At 45.1% G+C, this 14518-nt stretch carries 17 protein-coding genes; 12 read left to right on the top strand and 5 right to left on the bottom strand.

What is annotated here, in order from left to right:
- Positions 1–412 precede the first annotated feature (412 nt).
- Together ACUM5Y_RS13650 and ACUM5Y_RS13645 are read left to right on the top strand one after the other, a co-directional pair.
- On the top strand, positions 413–1318 hold the full coding sequence (locus tag ACUM5Y_RS13650) for a LysR family transcriptional regulator (RefSeq protein WP_445977434.1): 906 nt from the start codon (positions 413–415) through the stop codon (positions 1316–1318).
- 54 nt (positions 1319–1372) lie between these two features.
- Positions 1373–1723, top strand: coding sequence for a Fis family transcriptional regulator (locus ACUM5Y_RS13645; protein WP_445977433.1), 351 nt, complete (start codon positions 1373–1375; stop codon positions 1721–1723).
- A gap of 40 nt (positions 1724–1763) precedes the next feature.
- On the opposite strand, the gene ACUM5Y_RS13640 is transcribed toward ACUM5Y_RS13645, so the two are convergent.
- Positions 1764–2966, bottom strand: coding sequence for a putative manganese transporter (locus ACUM5Y_RS13640; protein ID WP_445977432.1), 1203 nt, complete (start codon positions 2964–2966; stop codon positions 1764–1766).
- Between the two features lie 130 nt (positions 2967–3096).
- On the opposite strand from ACUM5Y_RS13640, the gene ACUM5Y_RS13635 reads away from it, so the two are divergent.
- The 5 genes from ACUM5Y_RS13635 (at position 3097) to ACUM5Y_RS13615 (ending at position 6407) form a co-directional block, all read left to right on the top strand.
- Entirely contained in the window at positions 3097–3492 is a 396-nt protein-coding gene (locus ACUM5Y_RS13635) for a hypothetical protein (RefSeq protein ID WP_445977431.1), read from the top strand.
- Between the two features lie 43 nt (positions 3493–3535).
- The gene (locus tag ACUM5Y_RS13630) at positions 3536–3781 is read left to right on the top strand and encodes a Rho-binding antiterminator (protein WP_445977430.1); all 246 of its coding nucleotides are present in this window, start codon (positions 3536–3538) and stop codon (positions 3779–3781) included.
- Positions 3782–3820: 39 nt separating this feature from the next.
- Positions 3821–4528 (top strand): ZIP family metal transporter, encoded by a 708-nt coding sequence (locus ACUM5Y_RS13625; RefSeq protein WP_445977429.1) that lies wholly within the window; start codon positions 3821–3823, stop codon positions 4526–4528.
- A 155-nt stretch (positions 4529–4683) separates the two neighbouring features.
- A complete protein-coding gene (locus ACUM5Y_RS13620) occupies positions 4684–5565 on the top strand; it encodes a DMT family transporter (RefSeq protein WP_445977499.1) in 882 nt (293 codons plus the stop codon).
- Positions 5566–5666: 101 nt separating this feature from the next.
- Positions 5667–6407 (top strand): DUF1499 domain-containing protein, encoded by a 741-nt coding sequence (locus tag ACUM5Y_RS13615; protein ID WP_445977428.1) that lies wholly within the window; start codon positions 5667–5669, stop codon positions 6405–6407.
- Between the two features lie 64 nt (positions 6408–6471).
- Here ACUM5Y_RS13615 and ACUM5Y_RS13610 read toward each other — a convergent pair whose 3' ends face one another.
- Positions 6472–6972 carry a lactoylglutathione lyase family protein gene (locus ACUM5Y_RS13610; RefSeq protein ID WP_445977427.1) on the bottom strand — a complete coding sequence of 167 codons (501 nt, stop codon included), beginning with the start codon at positions 6970–6972 and terminating at the stop codon, positions 6472–6474.
- A gap of 100 nt (positions 6973–7072) precedes the next feature.
- Between ACUM5Y_RS13610 and ACUM5Y_RS13605 the strand changes: the two genes are divergently transcribed.
- Positions 7073–7945, top strand: coding sequence for a LysR family transcriptional regulator (locus ACUM5Y_RS13605; protein WP_445977426.1), 873 nt, complete (start codon positions 7073–7075; stop codon positions 7943–7945).
- A gap of 95 nt (positions 7946–8040) precedes the next feature.
- Positions 8041–8505: a GyrI-like domain-containing protein gene (locus tag ACUM5Y_RS13600; protein ID WP_445977425.1), complete on the top strand. Its 465-nt coding sequence runs from the start codon at positions 8041–8043 to the stop codon at positions 8503–8505.
- A 61-nt stretch (positions 8506–8566) separates the two neighbouring features.
- Here the strand turns inward: ACUM5Y_RS13600 and dxs are convergent, their stop codons facing one another.
- Genes dxs through ACUM5Y_RS13585 form a run of 3 tightly spaced genes read right to left on the bottom strand, consistent with a single transcriptional unit; the run spans position 8567 to position 11622 of the window.
- Positions 8567–10450, bottom strand: a complete 1884-nt coding sequence (gene dxs, locus ACUM5Y_RS13595; RefSeq protein WP_445977424.1) for a 1-deoxy-D-xylulose-5-phosphate synthase — start codon at positions 10448–10450, stop codon at positions 8567–8569.
- Positions 10451–10498: 48 nt separating this feature from the next.
- A complete protein-coding gene (locus tag ACUM5Y_RS13590) occupies positions 10499–11383 on the bottom strand; it encodes a polyprenyl synthetase family protein (RefSeq protein ID WP_445977423.1) in 885 nt (294 codons plus the stop codon).
- Positions 11380–11622, bottom strand: a complete 243-nt coding sequence (locus tag ACUM5Y_RS13585) for an exodeoxyribonuclease VII small subunit (RefSeq protein WP_445977422.1) — start codon at positions 11620–11622, stop codon at positions 11380–11382. Before ACUM5Y_RS13585 ends, ACUM5Y_RS13590 begins: the two co-directional genes overlap by 4 nt.
- A gap of 172 nt (positions 11623–11794) precedes the next feature.
- On the opposite strand from ACUM5Y_RS13585, the gene pomA reads away from it, so the two are divergent.
- From pomA to dapB, 3 genes are all read left to right on the top strand, one after another.
- Positions 11795–12550 (top strand): flagellar motor protein PomA, encoded by a 756-nt coding sequence (gene pomA, locus ACUM5Y_RS13580; protein ID WP_445977421.1) that lies wholly within the window; start codon positions 11795–11797, stop codon positions 12548–12550.
- Positions 12551–12576: 26 nt separating this feature from the next.
- On the top strand, positions 12577–13581 hold the full coding sequence (locus tag ACUM5Y_RS13575) for a flagellar motor protein MotB (protein ID WP_445977420.1): 1005 nt from the start codon (positions 12577–12579) through the stop codon (positions 13579–13581).
- A gap of 133 nt (positions 13582–13714) precedes the next feature.
- The gene (gene dapB, locus ACUM5Y_RS13570) at positions 13715–14515 is read left to right on the top strand and encodes a 4-hydroxy-tetrahydrodipicolinate reductase (RefSeq protein ID WP_445977419.1); all 801 of its coding nucleotides are present in this window, start codon (positions 13715–13717) and stop codon (positions 14513–14515) included.
- Positions 14516–14518: the final 3 nt, after the last annotated feature.

Here is a 14518-nt window from a genome sequence, read left to right as displayed (position 1 = left end):
AGTTACCTATTTCAAAAAAATGATTGTTTATAGATTCTGATGAACGCTCAGAGGTTCTATGTCGAAGTTAAAAATTAGGCTTGATAAGGTTTAAAAACAATAGCATTTTGATTACATGGGTTGTAAAAAAAATTACAATGAATTGGCGAGTTTAGAATGCGTTCAGCGCTGCTAATCATAGTCAATACCTGTAAGTGCACCTATATTGTGCTCGTTTCGGGATTTCGCCCCATTTTAGTGGTTTTGATAGGCTGTATAAAATATAGGCTAATACTTGTTTTCTGAAATTTTTTTTACAATTTGGTGTTTTTTACTATAATTCGACGCACCAATGATGTGCTAAAGATTTAAACAAGAAACGAGTACTTGGCGATGATGAAATGAGTGGCTACAGATATTGTGAGGACAATCTGTGAATGAAAATTTAGATTTACTCGAAATAAATTGGAACGATTTAAAATATTTTCTGGCCCTGTGGCGATACGGACGCTTGTCATTAGCGGCCAGTAAGCTGGGTTGTACCCATGTAACGATTGCCAATCGGATTGAGCAATTGGAAAAAGCCATTGATACTCGACTTTTTTATCAAAACAGTAAGGGCTTTCACTTAACCAAAGCAGGGGAAAATCTCATTCCTTATGCCGAAAAGTGTGAGCGTACATTACGCTTAGCAAACGAGAATTATCGCAGCGGCAAAGAGATTCGTTCCAAAATTCGCATCGGCGTTACTGAAGGCTTTAGTAACTACTATCTTTCGGACCGACTGCCAGTTTGGGTAAAGGGTAAAGATATTGATATTGAACTGATCTCTCTGGCTGGCGTCACCTTTATTACCAGCGGTGAAGTGGACATTAGTATTACCATAGGCCCTCAAAAAGGCTCGAACATCATTCAAAAAAAGCTGACAGATTATACCTTAGGGCTGTTTGCTGCTAATGAGTACTTGGCGCTGAACAAAGCCATACAAAAGAAATCCGACCTTGAGAAGCATGCCTTTATTGGTTATATCGAAGACCAAGTATTCTCCGATCTATTAAAGTATCAACATGAAATTTCCCCAGATTTGCAGCTGATTTATAAATCCACCACGATTCACACTCAGCGTAAAGCCGTGCGGGCAGGGTTAGGCGTAGGAGTATTGCCGCACTTTGTTGCCTACGGTGACCCTGACTTATCCCCAGTGCTGCCAGACTTTTTGCTGCATAGAGAACTGTGGATATCCACCAGTAAAGATCTACACCAGTTTAAAGATTTAAAGCGCACTTGGGACTTTATCCTCAGTGCTTGCGCAGAAGAAAAGTACCGTTTTATTGAGTGATCCACCATGTATCAGTCTGTATGACAAAATTGTCGTGAGACATTAGGGATGAGAATGCGAAAGACAGATAAAAAATTAGAGCAACAATTACAAAAGGCCCTGACCCAAGTTTGCGAATTGGCGCTAGAGCACTATGAGGGTTTTGAGTGGCTGACTCATAGGGTGAACTATAAGGCCTTTCCTAACAGTTTAAAGATAATTTGTGTATTTGATACCAAGGAACAAGTGCAAGTCTTTCAGCAACAGGAAGGGCCAAAAGCACTAAACGCTGTGATTAAGGCTAAGTTGTTATCCATAGACATAGCGTTACCTAAAATCGATAAGCACATTGTTTATGATAGCGAGGAGCAATGCCGCCTTAGCCATGACGGAAATTGGGCCGCACGTTTATCAGCCTCCCATTAGGCTTGTTTTATCCTACCGCTAGGCTATTTCGCTAAGAAAGCTAAGGGGCGAGTTCAACAAACCAGTAATATGAGTAGCCTGTAATCAAGGCTGGCACGGTGGAATAAAGGGTGGCTAATAATGCTGCTCTAGGGGCTAGAGCGATGGCTGGAAACAGCGCGTCGCCGTCATTGCTGATAGCGTTGGCAAGTTGTGCCGACAGAGGGATAGCTCCTTGCAGATACAAGCCTGTCACCATGATTTGTGGTCCGCAGCCGGGTAATAAGCCAATAATCGTTGCTACTAAGACACTGGTGCTGCCCCAGTTTTTTAGAGCTTCTAAGAAACCATCCCCCATAAAAAATAACGCCAACTCAAAAATCAAGAAGGCCACTACCACCCAGGTGGTCACAAACTGAGTGTCTTGGGCAACTTTTCGAATCCAATGCTTGGGTAGAGCATTATCGTTTTCTTTGGTGATAATCGCATAGCTGTCACCCTTGGCAGAAAGTGCCCAGAGCAATAAACAAATAAAACCGGCGAGGGCTCCGATAAGCTCTACTGTGTTGGCGGGCAAATTTAATAACGCGTTCACCTCCACTTGGAAGGCAATTAGTATTGCTGTGATACCAGCAGGGATTAATAGTAGGCACCAAAAGGATAGGCTCAGGCGATTTACCCACAGATCCATTTGTTCATCTTGCTTTGTGGCTGGGGCTGGCTGAAAGTGGACAGGTTTGGGGTTGTCTTTTTTCGGTGCCGGCAAAAAGTATTCACAAATCAGTCCCGAAATGATGCCCACAAAGACACTAATAGAAAGAATGAGCACGGCATCATCGGGTTTTTGACTAATCAACAAGAAAGCGGCATCCCCCATGGTGCTGGTGAGGACAGCAACCACGGCACCAAAGCCAATTTTTCCTTGAGTGTATTGGGTAATAATGATGATAGCGCCACCGCAGCCCGGTAAAACCCCCATAAAGCCAGCAAAAATAATTTCTCGGTACGACTTATTCTGTAGCCATTGATGCAACGTGCTGGAGTTGAGGTTGTGGCTAATGCTGTAGTAAAGGCTTAGGGTCAACGCGACGAAGGCGGATACCTGTAAAAAAGCTTCCGCTAATACCGTTAGCACTATTTCATTTAAGCTAGGTGTTAGCAGAAATACCAGCAATAACAAAGGAATGGCCATACGCATAGAAACAATGCGCTGTTTAAAAAAAACGGATTGCTTGTTGGGGGAGGTGCTAATTTTGGAAGACACGTCAATCTCTGTATGTAAATGATATTTATTATCGTTCTCATGTGGTGTCTATTGCAAGCACTCTTGCCTAGAAAAGCGAAATTGAATTGGTTAAGCTGGTTTTAACTTTTTAGCCAAGAGATGAGTGATCATGACTAGACCTACATTGGAGCACCTCGTATTCATCGTAATATTTTCCTTGGGCTCTATGGTGTCACTGGCTGATACCCTTCATCATTTAGATTATGCCCAAGTTGAGAAAGTGGTGACTCGCCAAAGTATGCAAACCCAATGGTGTTTTGATGTGCAAGTTCGCCATAGGGATGAGGGCTGGTCTCACTACGCAGATGCTTGGCAGGTATTAGATAGTGAAGGTAAATTATTAGCAGAAAGAGTGCTTTATCACCCTCATGTGGAGGAGCAGCCTTTTACTCGTAGTCTGTGTAACATTGATATTCCAGAGCAAGTTGATCAGGTTCATGTCAGAGCGAAATGCAAACTCCATGGTTTTGGAGAGCCTTATTTGGTTCATCTAAAACGGTCTTGATGAATGAGAAGGCTTTGCTTTTTAGCTGGATAGGAGCGTTAACATGTTGAGCTGTCATGAGTACGATTACATTGAATTGGTGTGTACCTTCCAATATCCCCTACAGGTAACCTTGAAGTCTTCACAAGTTCGTCATGTGAAAGCCTTAGATACTGCCCGCAATGATCAGCATGATGAATGTTTAAAAGCGCTTGAAGAGGGTAAAGTCGTGCTGATCCGTTTAGACGATATCTTAGAAATTCGTTGTGAAGTCAAAAACCCTCACTTTGAAAGCGTCACTTTCGCCTAGTCTTTAATCTCTCGGATCCAGAAAATAATAGGACGTATTATGTTGTGGACAGTCGTGTTAGCGACGCTTTTTGCTGGCTTAGCCATGCCGCTTGGGGCGTCTATTGCCCGTTTTGAAAAAATTGCTGCTGAGTGGCTTGAACAAGAATTTCGTCATTCCGTTATCGCTTTTGGGGGTGGTGCACTGCTTTCAGCGGTGGCGCTGGTGTTGGTTCCAGAGGGTATTGAGCATCTGTCACCTCCTATGGCGTGCTTTTACTTTTTACTCGGCGCTCTGAGCTTTATGGGACTGGATATTTTGCTCTATAAACTCGATACCCCAGCCAGTCAGCTCGCCGCTATGTTGTCTGACTTTATTCCTGAATCCATTGCCTTGGGGGCGGCTTTTGCGATTGGCAGCAGTAGTGCTTTGGTGCTGGCATTACTCATAGCACTACAAAACATACCCGAGGGTTTTAGTGCCTATCGTGAGCTGAGTAGTAAGCCCGCCTTTCGAGCCAATAAACTGATTATGATCTTTTGTATGATGGCCTTACTTGGCCCGATGGCAGGTGCTGCTGGCTATTTTTGGTTAGCAACGCGACCGGAGATTCTTTCCGCCATTATGTTGTTTGCCGCGGGCGGCATTCTGTACTCGATCTTTCAAGATCTTGCCCCACAAGTAAAGCTAGAGAAACATTGGGCACCCCCAATGGGGGCGGTGTTTGGTTTTATGTTGGGCATGCTGGGGTTTATGCTGACCGCCTAGTGTTGAGCTGAATAAGCCTTTTAAAATCCGTTTTCAGACGCGTCGTAAATGAGCGATATAATTGACGCTCAGAACTCCCTTGTTAGCAGAATTCAGGGCATGATAGAGCCTAAAGTGAAATGACCGTTAAATTCTGGAGAAAGCTATTGAAAACCATGGCGCTAATTTTATTCTGGCTATTAGGTGTTGTGTGGGGCAGTAATTTCATCTATATGAAATGGGCCTCTGAATACATCAACGCACAGCAAATTGTATTGCTGAGGGTGGTTTTTGGCTTTCTTCCAGTGTTGCTTTATGCGCTTTTTAAAAGAGAGTTAAAAACAGCCCACATAAAACATGCAGGGCACTTTTTTGTCATGGCCTTAATTGCCACCGTAGTTTATTACTATGGATTCGTTAAAGGCGCTTCTTTACTGCCTTCTGGTATTGCTGGTGTGCTCAGTGGGGCGATTCCGATTTTTGCCTTTTTGATCGCCATGTTGGTATTGCCGGAAGAAAAGGCCACTTGGCGCAGAGTAATAGGGATTGCCACAGGCTTTGTGGGCATCGTTTTGATTGCTAATCCTTTTTCCTCCGACGTAGCCAGTACCAATCTTGAAGGGGTGTTTTACATGGTAGTCGGTTCTTTGAGCGTTGGCGTGTCTTTTATCTATGCAAAAAAATTCATCTCACCTTTGGCGATACCAGGTGCTGCATTGACGACTTACCAGCTGGGTTTTGCTCTAGTGATCTTGCTATTTTTTACCGATCTTAATGGCATCGAAGGTATTTTTGAGTCAACGCATGTGGCGTTAGGGGCAATCATAGGCTTAGGGATTTTAGGTACCGGCTTAGCTTACCTTATTTACTATTATTTGATTGAACAGCTTGGTGCGGTAGCCGCCTCTTCTGTTACTTATATTCCCCCTGTTGTAGCCTTAGCGATTGGGGTCTTGTTGGTGGGGGAAGCCATAAAATTGACCGACTACCTTGCCGTGTGTCTAATTTTTATTGGTGTTATATTGGTAAATAGTAAACAAAAGTCTCATAACAAATGAAAAAAAATGTGAGATAGTTTAGTAAACCTTCATAAATCAGCTTATATCATGTATCGAACTGATTTTTATCTCAAAGAACTGGAACTTGGTAGGAAAGCCTAATGGAAAAATTACGCGCTCAAATAGGAAATATTACTTTGCTGGTGGCTGTGCTCTCGGTTATTGCCGTAGCAATCATGATGCTTGGCGCTCGATTTAATTTATGGTTGCCAATCGTGGGTTTCGGCTTGGTTCGCCAATATATGAACCCATTGGGTTATGCTGTGCTGGCTTTAGGTGCGCTAGGGGTCCTTTACCATTTGTTTTCTGCCAACCGAGCGGGGATGGTGAAAACGGTACTGGCAACGCTAATCGGGATTGGCCTTTTATCGCCAATGATCATAGGTACTATCTCGCCAGCACCACGTATGCCACCAATCCATGACATTACTACTAACATCCAAACGCCACCGGAATTTTTAGTGTTAGATGACACTCGCGAAGGTGCGCGCAACAGTTTGGTATATGGTGGTCCAGAAGTGGCGGCCATGCAGCAGCAGGCATACCCAGATATCGCGCCAATCATGGTGTCTACCACCCCAGAGCAAGCCTTCCAAAAAGCCTTGTCTGTCGCCAAAGATATGAATTGGTCTATCGTGGCGGAAGACTCGCAAGCTTATCGCTTTGAGGCCAGTGCCAAAACCTCACTCTATCAATTTGTTGATGATGTGGTGGTTGTGGTCACACCAACTGAAAATCAGGTGCGAGTCGATATCCGCAGTGTTTCTCGTATTGGTCGTAGTGACCGTGGTGTAAATGCGGCTCGTATTCGTGCATTCGTGAGCGCGTTTCATCAAGGTTAATTGAACTTTGAGTAGGCAAGATAAGAAAGACCCGCTAAGTTAGCGGGCCTTTTGCTTTAGGGTATTAGTAAGCGCCAGCGCTGTAGATCAATTCATAGCTGTGGCTATAAACTTCTAAGATATTGCCGAATGGGTCTTCCATATAAATCATGCGGTAAGGTTTTTCGCCTGGGTAGTAGTAACGTGGCTCAGCCATGCGCTTTTTACCGCCAGCGGCAACGATACGATCGGCTAACTCTTCGACGTTAGGGTCTTGAACGCAGAAGTGGAAAATGCCGGTTTTCCAGTATTCAAAGTTGTTTTCAGGGTTTTCTTGGTTTTTAAACTCAAAAATTTCGACACCAATTCGATCACCGGTAGATAAGTGAGCGATGCGGAACTTTTGCCAGTTGGCACCAAAAACATCGGTACACATTTCGCCAATGGCACTGTCATCTTCGACAATTTCAGTGGGCTCCATAATCAAGTACCAGCCCATTACCTTTGTGTAGAATTTAACAGCGGCTTCGAGATCCGGTACTGAAATACCAATGTGTGAAAAACTTCTTGGGTAAGTTGAACTCATGGTCTAACTCCTTTGTTCGTTGTTGAATATAGAGCTAGGTTACAAGTGGCTATAAATTAAGTAAAATTATCAAATATCATAATAATGAGTATTTTTAGTAATGGTTAATCCGGTTTTCTTACGTAGCTTCTGTACTCTGGTGGAAACGGGGCATTTTACTCGAACCGCTGAGCGATTATTCATGACTCAGTCTGGGGTAAGTCAGCACATACATAAACTGGAAAGCCAATTGGCGACGCCATTGCTGATCCGACAAGGCAAGCAGTTCACCTTGACGGAAGCCGGTGAGCGCTTATACCGAGAATCCCTATCAATTCTTAAAGCCTTATCTGAGTTGGAAGTGCAGGTAGGTAACGACCCAGAATTCGAGGGCGTTGTGCGGGTTGTCTCCCCGGGGAGTATTGGTCTTAAGCTTTACAAACAACTGCTAAGTCTACAGCAGCTGCATCCTCAGCTAGTCATAGACTATAGGTTTGCGCCAAATCATGAGGTCGAACGCTTAATTGCCGACAACAAGGTAGATCTTGGCTTTATGACGTGTCGCCCCACTCGAAGGGATGTGCAGATCCAAACTTTAGCTCAAGAAGAGTTGCTGCTGGTCACTGGGAAACAAACGCCCCACGTAAATTGGCAAGATTTACAGCGGTTAGGTTTTATTGATCATCCAGATGGGGCTCATCACGCGGCCCTATTGTTAGGGGTGAACTTTGCGGAATATGAGCAAGGCCAAGCGTTTCGACACAGTGGTTTTTGCAACCAAATTAGTTTGATCTTGGAGCCTGTTTCTTTGGGGGTAGGTTTTAGTGTGTTGCCTCGCCATGCTGTAGAAGCCTACGGAGGGTTGGATAAGTTATGTATACATCAACTAGATACAAAAGTTTACGAACCAATTTACTCGGCAACGTATCTCAATAAAGTATTAACAAATCGTGTTAAAACTGTACTGAAAGCCGCTGAGCAATGTTTAAAATAGAGCCAACTAGCAAGGTCAGCGCAGCTTAAAAGTAGAAAGCTTCTGTATTGTTGAGTTTTGCTAACAATCATCACTCGTAGCAGAGAAGTACTTTCATGATTTTGGTTCATCGCAAAGAAAAGCAGTTATCAGGCATAGTGAAACGAATAGAAAATAAATCCGCATTACAAAATCAAAGTGACACTATTGAAGCTTTGCATTACTCCTTTATTGATAGTGTTAATGTGGATTACTCCCAAGGTGCGCGTCTATATGGTGTGTATCATCATTATCAAAATGGTCTTCATGGGGACTATTCTATTTTTGTTGGAACTGATACGGATCACATTGAGGAGCCAAAATCTCTGACTCAGATGACCATTCCTGAAGGAAAATATCTGGTCTTCTCAGGTCATGGCGAAATGCCTCTCGTGGTAATGGAGGTTTGGGAAAGTATTTGGCACTATTTTGAACAAGCAGATTGTAAGTTTGAGCGGGCTTTTGAGATGGACTTCGAGTATTACCGTAGTAAAAATACCGTGATCGTCTATGTTTCTGTTAATAATATAGAAGCTTCCTAAGGTGTCTTTGCTCAACAGTCAAACAAGCGTGACTGGTGAGCAAAGAGCTAGAAGCCAAGTGCTAGGAATTAAGAGAAGCAAGTTTATGGGCAATGGCATTTTCAATGCCTGCTGCATCGAGACCAACTCTTTTAAGCATAGCACTGTGGCTGGCGTGCTCTTCGTATTGATCTGGAAGTCCTAGATGCAGTACTGGGACATGAATGTTATTAGCGAGTAAGTATTCGCTTACGGCAGAGCCAGCACCCCCCATAATGGCATTCTCTTCAAGGGTGACGATTAACTTAGCATTCGCTTGCTTATTAAGGGCAACTTCATCCAGCGGTTTAACAAAGCGCATGTCGAGCAAAGTCGCGTCATATTGCTCTGCGGCTTGTAGCGCGTCATAAGTTGGTCGTCCAAATCCACAAATGGTAATACCAGATTGACCTTCGCGAAGCACGCGAGACTCACCTAGGGTTAAAGGTTCTAATGCCTCAGTAATGCTGATGCCACGTCCCGTACCGCGCGGGTAACGTACCGCCGCTGGGCCTTCATAGAGATAGCCTGTGTGCAGCATTTTACGGCACTCGTCTTCATCGGAAGGGGCCATAACCACCATATTTGGAATGCAACGTAAGTAGCTTAAATCGTAGACACCTGCATGGGTAGGGCCGTCTTCACCCACGAGACCGGCACGGTCGATGGCAAATAATACGTCTAGGTTTTGCAAAGCAACATCATGAATCAGTTGATCGTAGGCGCGCTGCAGGAAGGTTGAGTAAATGGCGACGACAGGTTTAAGCCCATCACAGGCCATGCCCGCGGCTAAGGTCACGGCATGTTGCTCGGCGATGGCCACGTCAAAGTAACGTTTCGGAAAGCGTTCGGCAAAAGCGATTAAATCCGAGCCTTCTTTCATAGCAGGGGTGATGGCGACAAGTTTGTCATCTTGTTCGGCGGCATCGCACACCCACTGGCCGAAAATATTGCAATATTTAGGACCGGAATCTTTGCCGCCTTTCGGCTTAGGGTCAGGCTCCACTTTATTGATGGCATGGTAACCAATAGGGTCGCCTTCAGCGGGCTCGAAGCCTTTGCCTTTCTTTGTGATAACGTGTAGGAACTGCGGGCCAGAGCGATCTTTTAAATTGGCAATGGTAGTGAGTAGGTGGTCCATATCATGGCCATCAATCGGGCCAATATAGTTAAAACCTAGCTCTTCAAACATCATGCCTGGAGACACCATGCCTTTCATGTGCTCTTCGGCTTTTCGAGCCAATTCTAGAGCGGAAGGTAGCCCAGAGAATACTTTGCGGCCACCTTCTCGAATATTATCGTAGGTTTTACTTGCCCAGATACGTGCAAAGTAGCTGGACAAAGCACCAACAGGTTTGGAAATAGACATTTCATTGTCATTAAGAATGACCAGCATGTCTGCGTCCACATCACCTGCATGGTTAAGGGCCTCAAAGGCCATGCCTGCCGACATAGCACCATCACCAATAATGGCCACGGCTTTACGGCCTGTGTTGAGCTGGCGAGCCGCTAGGGACATACCCAGTGCGGCGCCAATGGAGGTGCTTGAATGGCCCACCCCAAAGGTGTCGTATTCGCTTTCTTCACGCTTTGGAAAACCAGATATACCTTCTTCTTGGCGAATGCTTAACAGGGCATCGCGACGGCCAGTAAGGATCTTGTGCGGATAAGCTTGGTGGCCCACATCCCACACCAAACGGTCTTCAGGCGTGTTGTATAAGTAATGTAGTGCAACAGTGAGTTCAATAACGCCAAGCCCTGCGCCAAAATGGCCGCCAGTTTGTCCTACGCTATAGAGCATAAACTCTCGTAGTTCACGGACCAGCTTAGGTAGCTGCTCTTTTTTAAAGCGTCGCAGATCGGCCGGTGAATTGACCTGATCAAGTAAAGGCGTATTAGGACGCGTAGTAGGTATCGTTTCGAACATGGGCACCAGTTTGGTCACAAAGATTAAGTCTAAAAGCCAGTAAGTATATCAGTGGTTGCGCCCAATAATATAGTTAGCAAGTTCGACTAATGGTTGAGCCGCTTCACCAAATGGCGAAATGGCGGTAACAGCTTGTTTATGAAGCGCTTTTGCAAGTTCCTGAGCGCCGTCTAAACCGAGCAGTTTTGGGTAGGTTGGTTTGTTGGCATCGGCATCGGAAAACTGAGTTTTACCTAACGTTTGGGTGTCACTGGTAATGTCGATAATGTCGTCTTGTACTTGAAAAGCCAAACCAATGGCGTTTGCATAGGTGTCCAGTGCTTGTAATTGATCTTCTTTCAATTCAGTGTCACTGCTGATCGCACCCATGCGAACGCTGGCACGAATCAAGGCGCCGGTCTTATGCTGATGCATTTGTTCTAGGGTGGCTAAGCTAACATCGACACCAACATTGGCTAAATCGATCATTTGTCCTGTCACCATACCGTGGCGACCTGACGCTAAGCAAAGCTCTTTAATAAGGCGCAGCTGTGTTGCGCTCTGCTGATGCTCTGTTTGACTAAGTAGTTCAAAGGCGAAGGTTTGCAGCGCATCCCCTGCTAGAATGGCGGTCGCTTCGTTAAATTGAATATGGCAGGTCGGCTTACCGCGGCGTAAATCATCATCATCCATGGCTGGAAGGTCATCATGGATAAGAGAGTAGGCGTGAATCGACTCAATGGCGGCAGCACAAGCATCAGTTAGTGCATTGGCTTGGCCAAATAATGAGGCACTGGCGTAAGTAAGCATAGGGCGCACTCGCTTGCCACCGTTGAATAAGCTGTAAACCATGGCTTCTTGTAAACCTTCAGCCGGTGCATACTCGCTCATTTTTAGCTGTAAATATTGATCAACACGTTGTCGAGCGTACGAGGAAAAATCGTCTAGGGTCACAGTTTGGCTTCCGCATCAAAGGGTTCTAAGTGCTCACCATCTTGCTTTTCTAGCAGAATCTGAACTTTTTGCTCGGCTTGAGTGAGCACTGTTTGGCAGTCTTGGCTGAGTTTGACGCCTTTTTCGAAAGCTTTTAGAGCTTCTTCGAGTGACAGCTGATTAGACTCTAATTGGACGACTATGGAGTCGAGCTCATTGAGGTTATCTTCAAAGTGACGAACGCTGGTTTTTCGGGACATTTTGCTCTCTCAATTTATTTGCTCATGTTTTGTATCAGAAATTACTTTCTTGTTCGAGTGTAGTAATGGGAAAGTTACAAAAAATTCGGAGTAAGTTCTTAGCCTTATGCTTAGTTTCGTATAATATTGGTTAAACTCTGTCGTATTATAGCTTTTTTGGTAGGAGACGTGTGTGGATATCGCAACGCTGGTTGGGCTAGTTGGCTCTTTTGTGATTGTCTTAATGGCCATTCTCTTAGGTGGCTCTGCAGGGATGTTCTTGGATCCTGCCTCAGTATTGATTGTATTAATTGGTTCAACCTTTGTTGTTTTGGTGCAATACCCGCTCAAACAATTTCTTGGCGCAGGTAAAATTGTCGCTAAAGCTTTTATGTTTAAAAGTGTGCCTATGGATACCTTGATCGATGAGATCTATGGTCTGGCAGACGAAGCTCGTAAAGGCGGATTACTTTCTCTAGAAGGTAAAGAGGTGAGTCACCCTTTCTTATCGAAAGGCATTCAAATGCTGGTGGATGGACAAGACGGCAACGTGGTGAAAGCACAAATGTCGAAAGACATGAAAATGGCTTTTACCCGACACGAAGACGGCGCCAAAATATTTAAGGCCCTTGGTGATACCGGCCCCGCAATGGGGATGATAGGTACACTGATCGGTCTGGTACAGATGTTGGCAAACATGGATGACCCTAAATCCATCGGTCCTGCGATGGCGGTAGCCTTGTTAACTACCTTGTATGGTGCAGTATTGGCCAACATGGTGGCCCTTCCTCTTGAAGCTAAGCTTAAAAACCGTGCCGTGGAAGAGCTTATGTGTCAGCAACTTATTCTCGATGCTTTATTAGCCATACAAGCAGGCCAAAACCCGCGTGTATTGGATGGTGTACTGAAAACCTACATCGCCGAGAAGAAGCGTATTGAACGCGAATAATATTGAACAAGTAGCCGGATAATCAAATGAGTGATGAAGAAGAATCAGATTGCCCCGAATGTATAGAGGGCTTACCCGCCTATATGGGGACATTTGCCGACTTGATGTCGTTGCTAATGTGTTTCTTTGTACTACTGTTGTCGTTTGCAGAAATGGACGTGCTGAAGTTTAAACAACTGGCCGGCTCCATGCGGGCAGCTTTTGGTGTTCAAAAACAAATCGAAGCAGAATCCATTCCCATGGGGACATCGATTATTGCCCAAGAGTTTAGCCCTGGTAAGCCAGAGCCAACGCCGATTAACGAAGTTCGTCAGAAAACCGATGATGCCCCAGAAAATACTCTAGAGGTGTTGTGTAAACCTGAGTCGGCGGAGTTGAACGAAAAAGACGGTTCTGGATCCCAGTCTCCTGATAGCTTTGTGGATAAATCTTCTGCGGATCTTGCGCGGGAGCAAAAAATCCAACAGACCGAAGAAGATGCGCGACAAATTTCTTCTGTGATGCGTGAAGAAATTTCCAAAGGTACGGTGGAAATTGAAACTCAGGAACAAACCATCACCATACGTCTAAAAGACAAAGGCTCTTTTGAATCGGGTTCAGCAGAATTAAACTATGACTTTATTCCCATTATCGACATGGTGCGGGATGTATTAATAGGCATTCAAGGCACCATTTCAGTGGAAGGTCATACCGATAATGTGCCGATCGACAGTGCGCGTTTCCGTTCTAACTGGCAGTTGTCTTCTGCTCGCGCGATTGCGGTTGCCGAAGAGCTGTTTGCGACCGGTCAGTTGGATCAAGGGCGTTTTGCGGTAACAGGTTATGCGGATACGCGACCTCTAGTACCCAATGACAGCAGCCAAAACCGAGCGACTAACCGTCGAGTGGATATTGTTATCAAGCAAAATGATCTGTCTCGCCCGATCGTGCAACCTGGGGTGAGCGGACAAAACAATGATGACTTATTAGAATTTGGTCAACAAGGATTGGAAGGGTTGAACTTTGACTTGGCACCAAATGAAATTTTCTAATCAAAGAATCATTCCAAGAATAAAAAAATAGGAGCTTTTGCTCCTATTTTTTTATCGGCTAGCGGTTTAAATGCTGAGAAAAAGTCGGTTTTTTGCTATGGTTTGCGCAGATTTTTATAGAGGATAAGACAAAATGCGAGTTGCAGTGATTGGTGCGTCTGGACGCATGGGGAAAAACCTAATTAGTGCTATTGTCGATGAGCAAGGTGTTAGCTTAGGGGCGGCCATTTTAAAACCGGGCAGTAGTTTGCTGGGTGCCGATGCAGGTGAGATTGCTGGCGTCGGTAAATTAGGTGTAAGCGCCGTGGCAAGCCTTGCTGATTGTGTAGACGATTTCGATGTGCTGATTGATTTCACCACACCCGCGCTAACGCTGCAGAATGCCGCATTTTGTGCGCAACACAATAAAGCCATTGTTGTTGGCACCACAGGCCTAAATGATGCGGAGAAAGCGGCCTTAGACACTGCCTCAACAGACTCTGCTGTGGTTTTTGCACCTAACATGAGTGTTGGTGTCAACCTAACCCTTAAGCTCTTAGCCACGGCAGCACAGATCCTTGGTGATGACTACGATGTAGAAATTGTCGAAGCTCACCACAGACATAAAGTTGATTCCCCTTCCGGTACGGCTTTGCGTATGGGCGAAGTGGTAGCAGAAGCGTTAGGCCGTGATCTAAAAGAATGTGCTGTGTACGGTCGTGAAGGTCAAACTGGCGCGCGTACTCAGAAAGAAATTGGCTTCGAAACCATTCGAGCTGGAGATGTGGTGGGTGAGCACAGTGTTTGGTTTGCCACAGAAGGTGAGCGCATAGAAATCGTTCATAAGGCCAGCAGTCGCATGACTTTTGCTAAGGGCGCGGTACGTGCTGCGAAATGGTTAGAAGGTAAGGCCGTTGGCATGTATGACATGCAAGACGTGTTAAACCTGAAGTAGACT

It is taken from the genome of Marinomonas dokdonensis (genome assembly GCF_052747885.1).
Note: the sequence above shows the minus strand (reverse complement) of the source record. Positions and strands in the feature narration are given on the sequence as shown.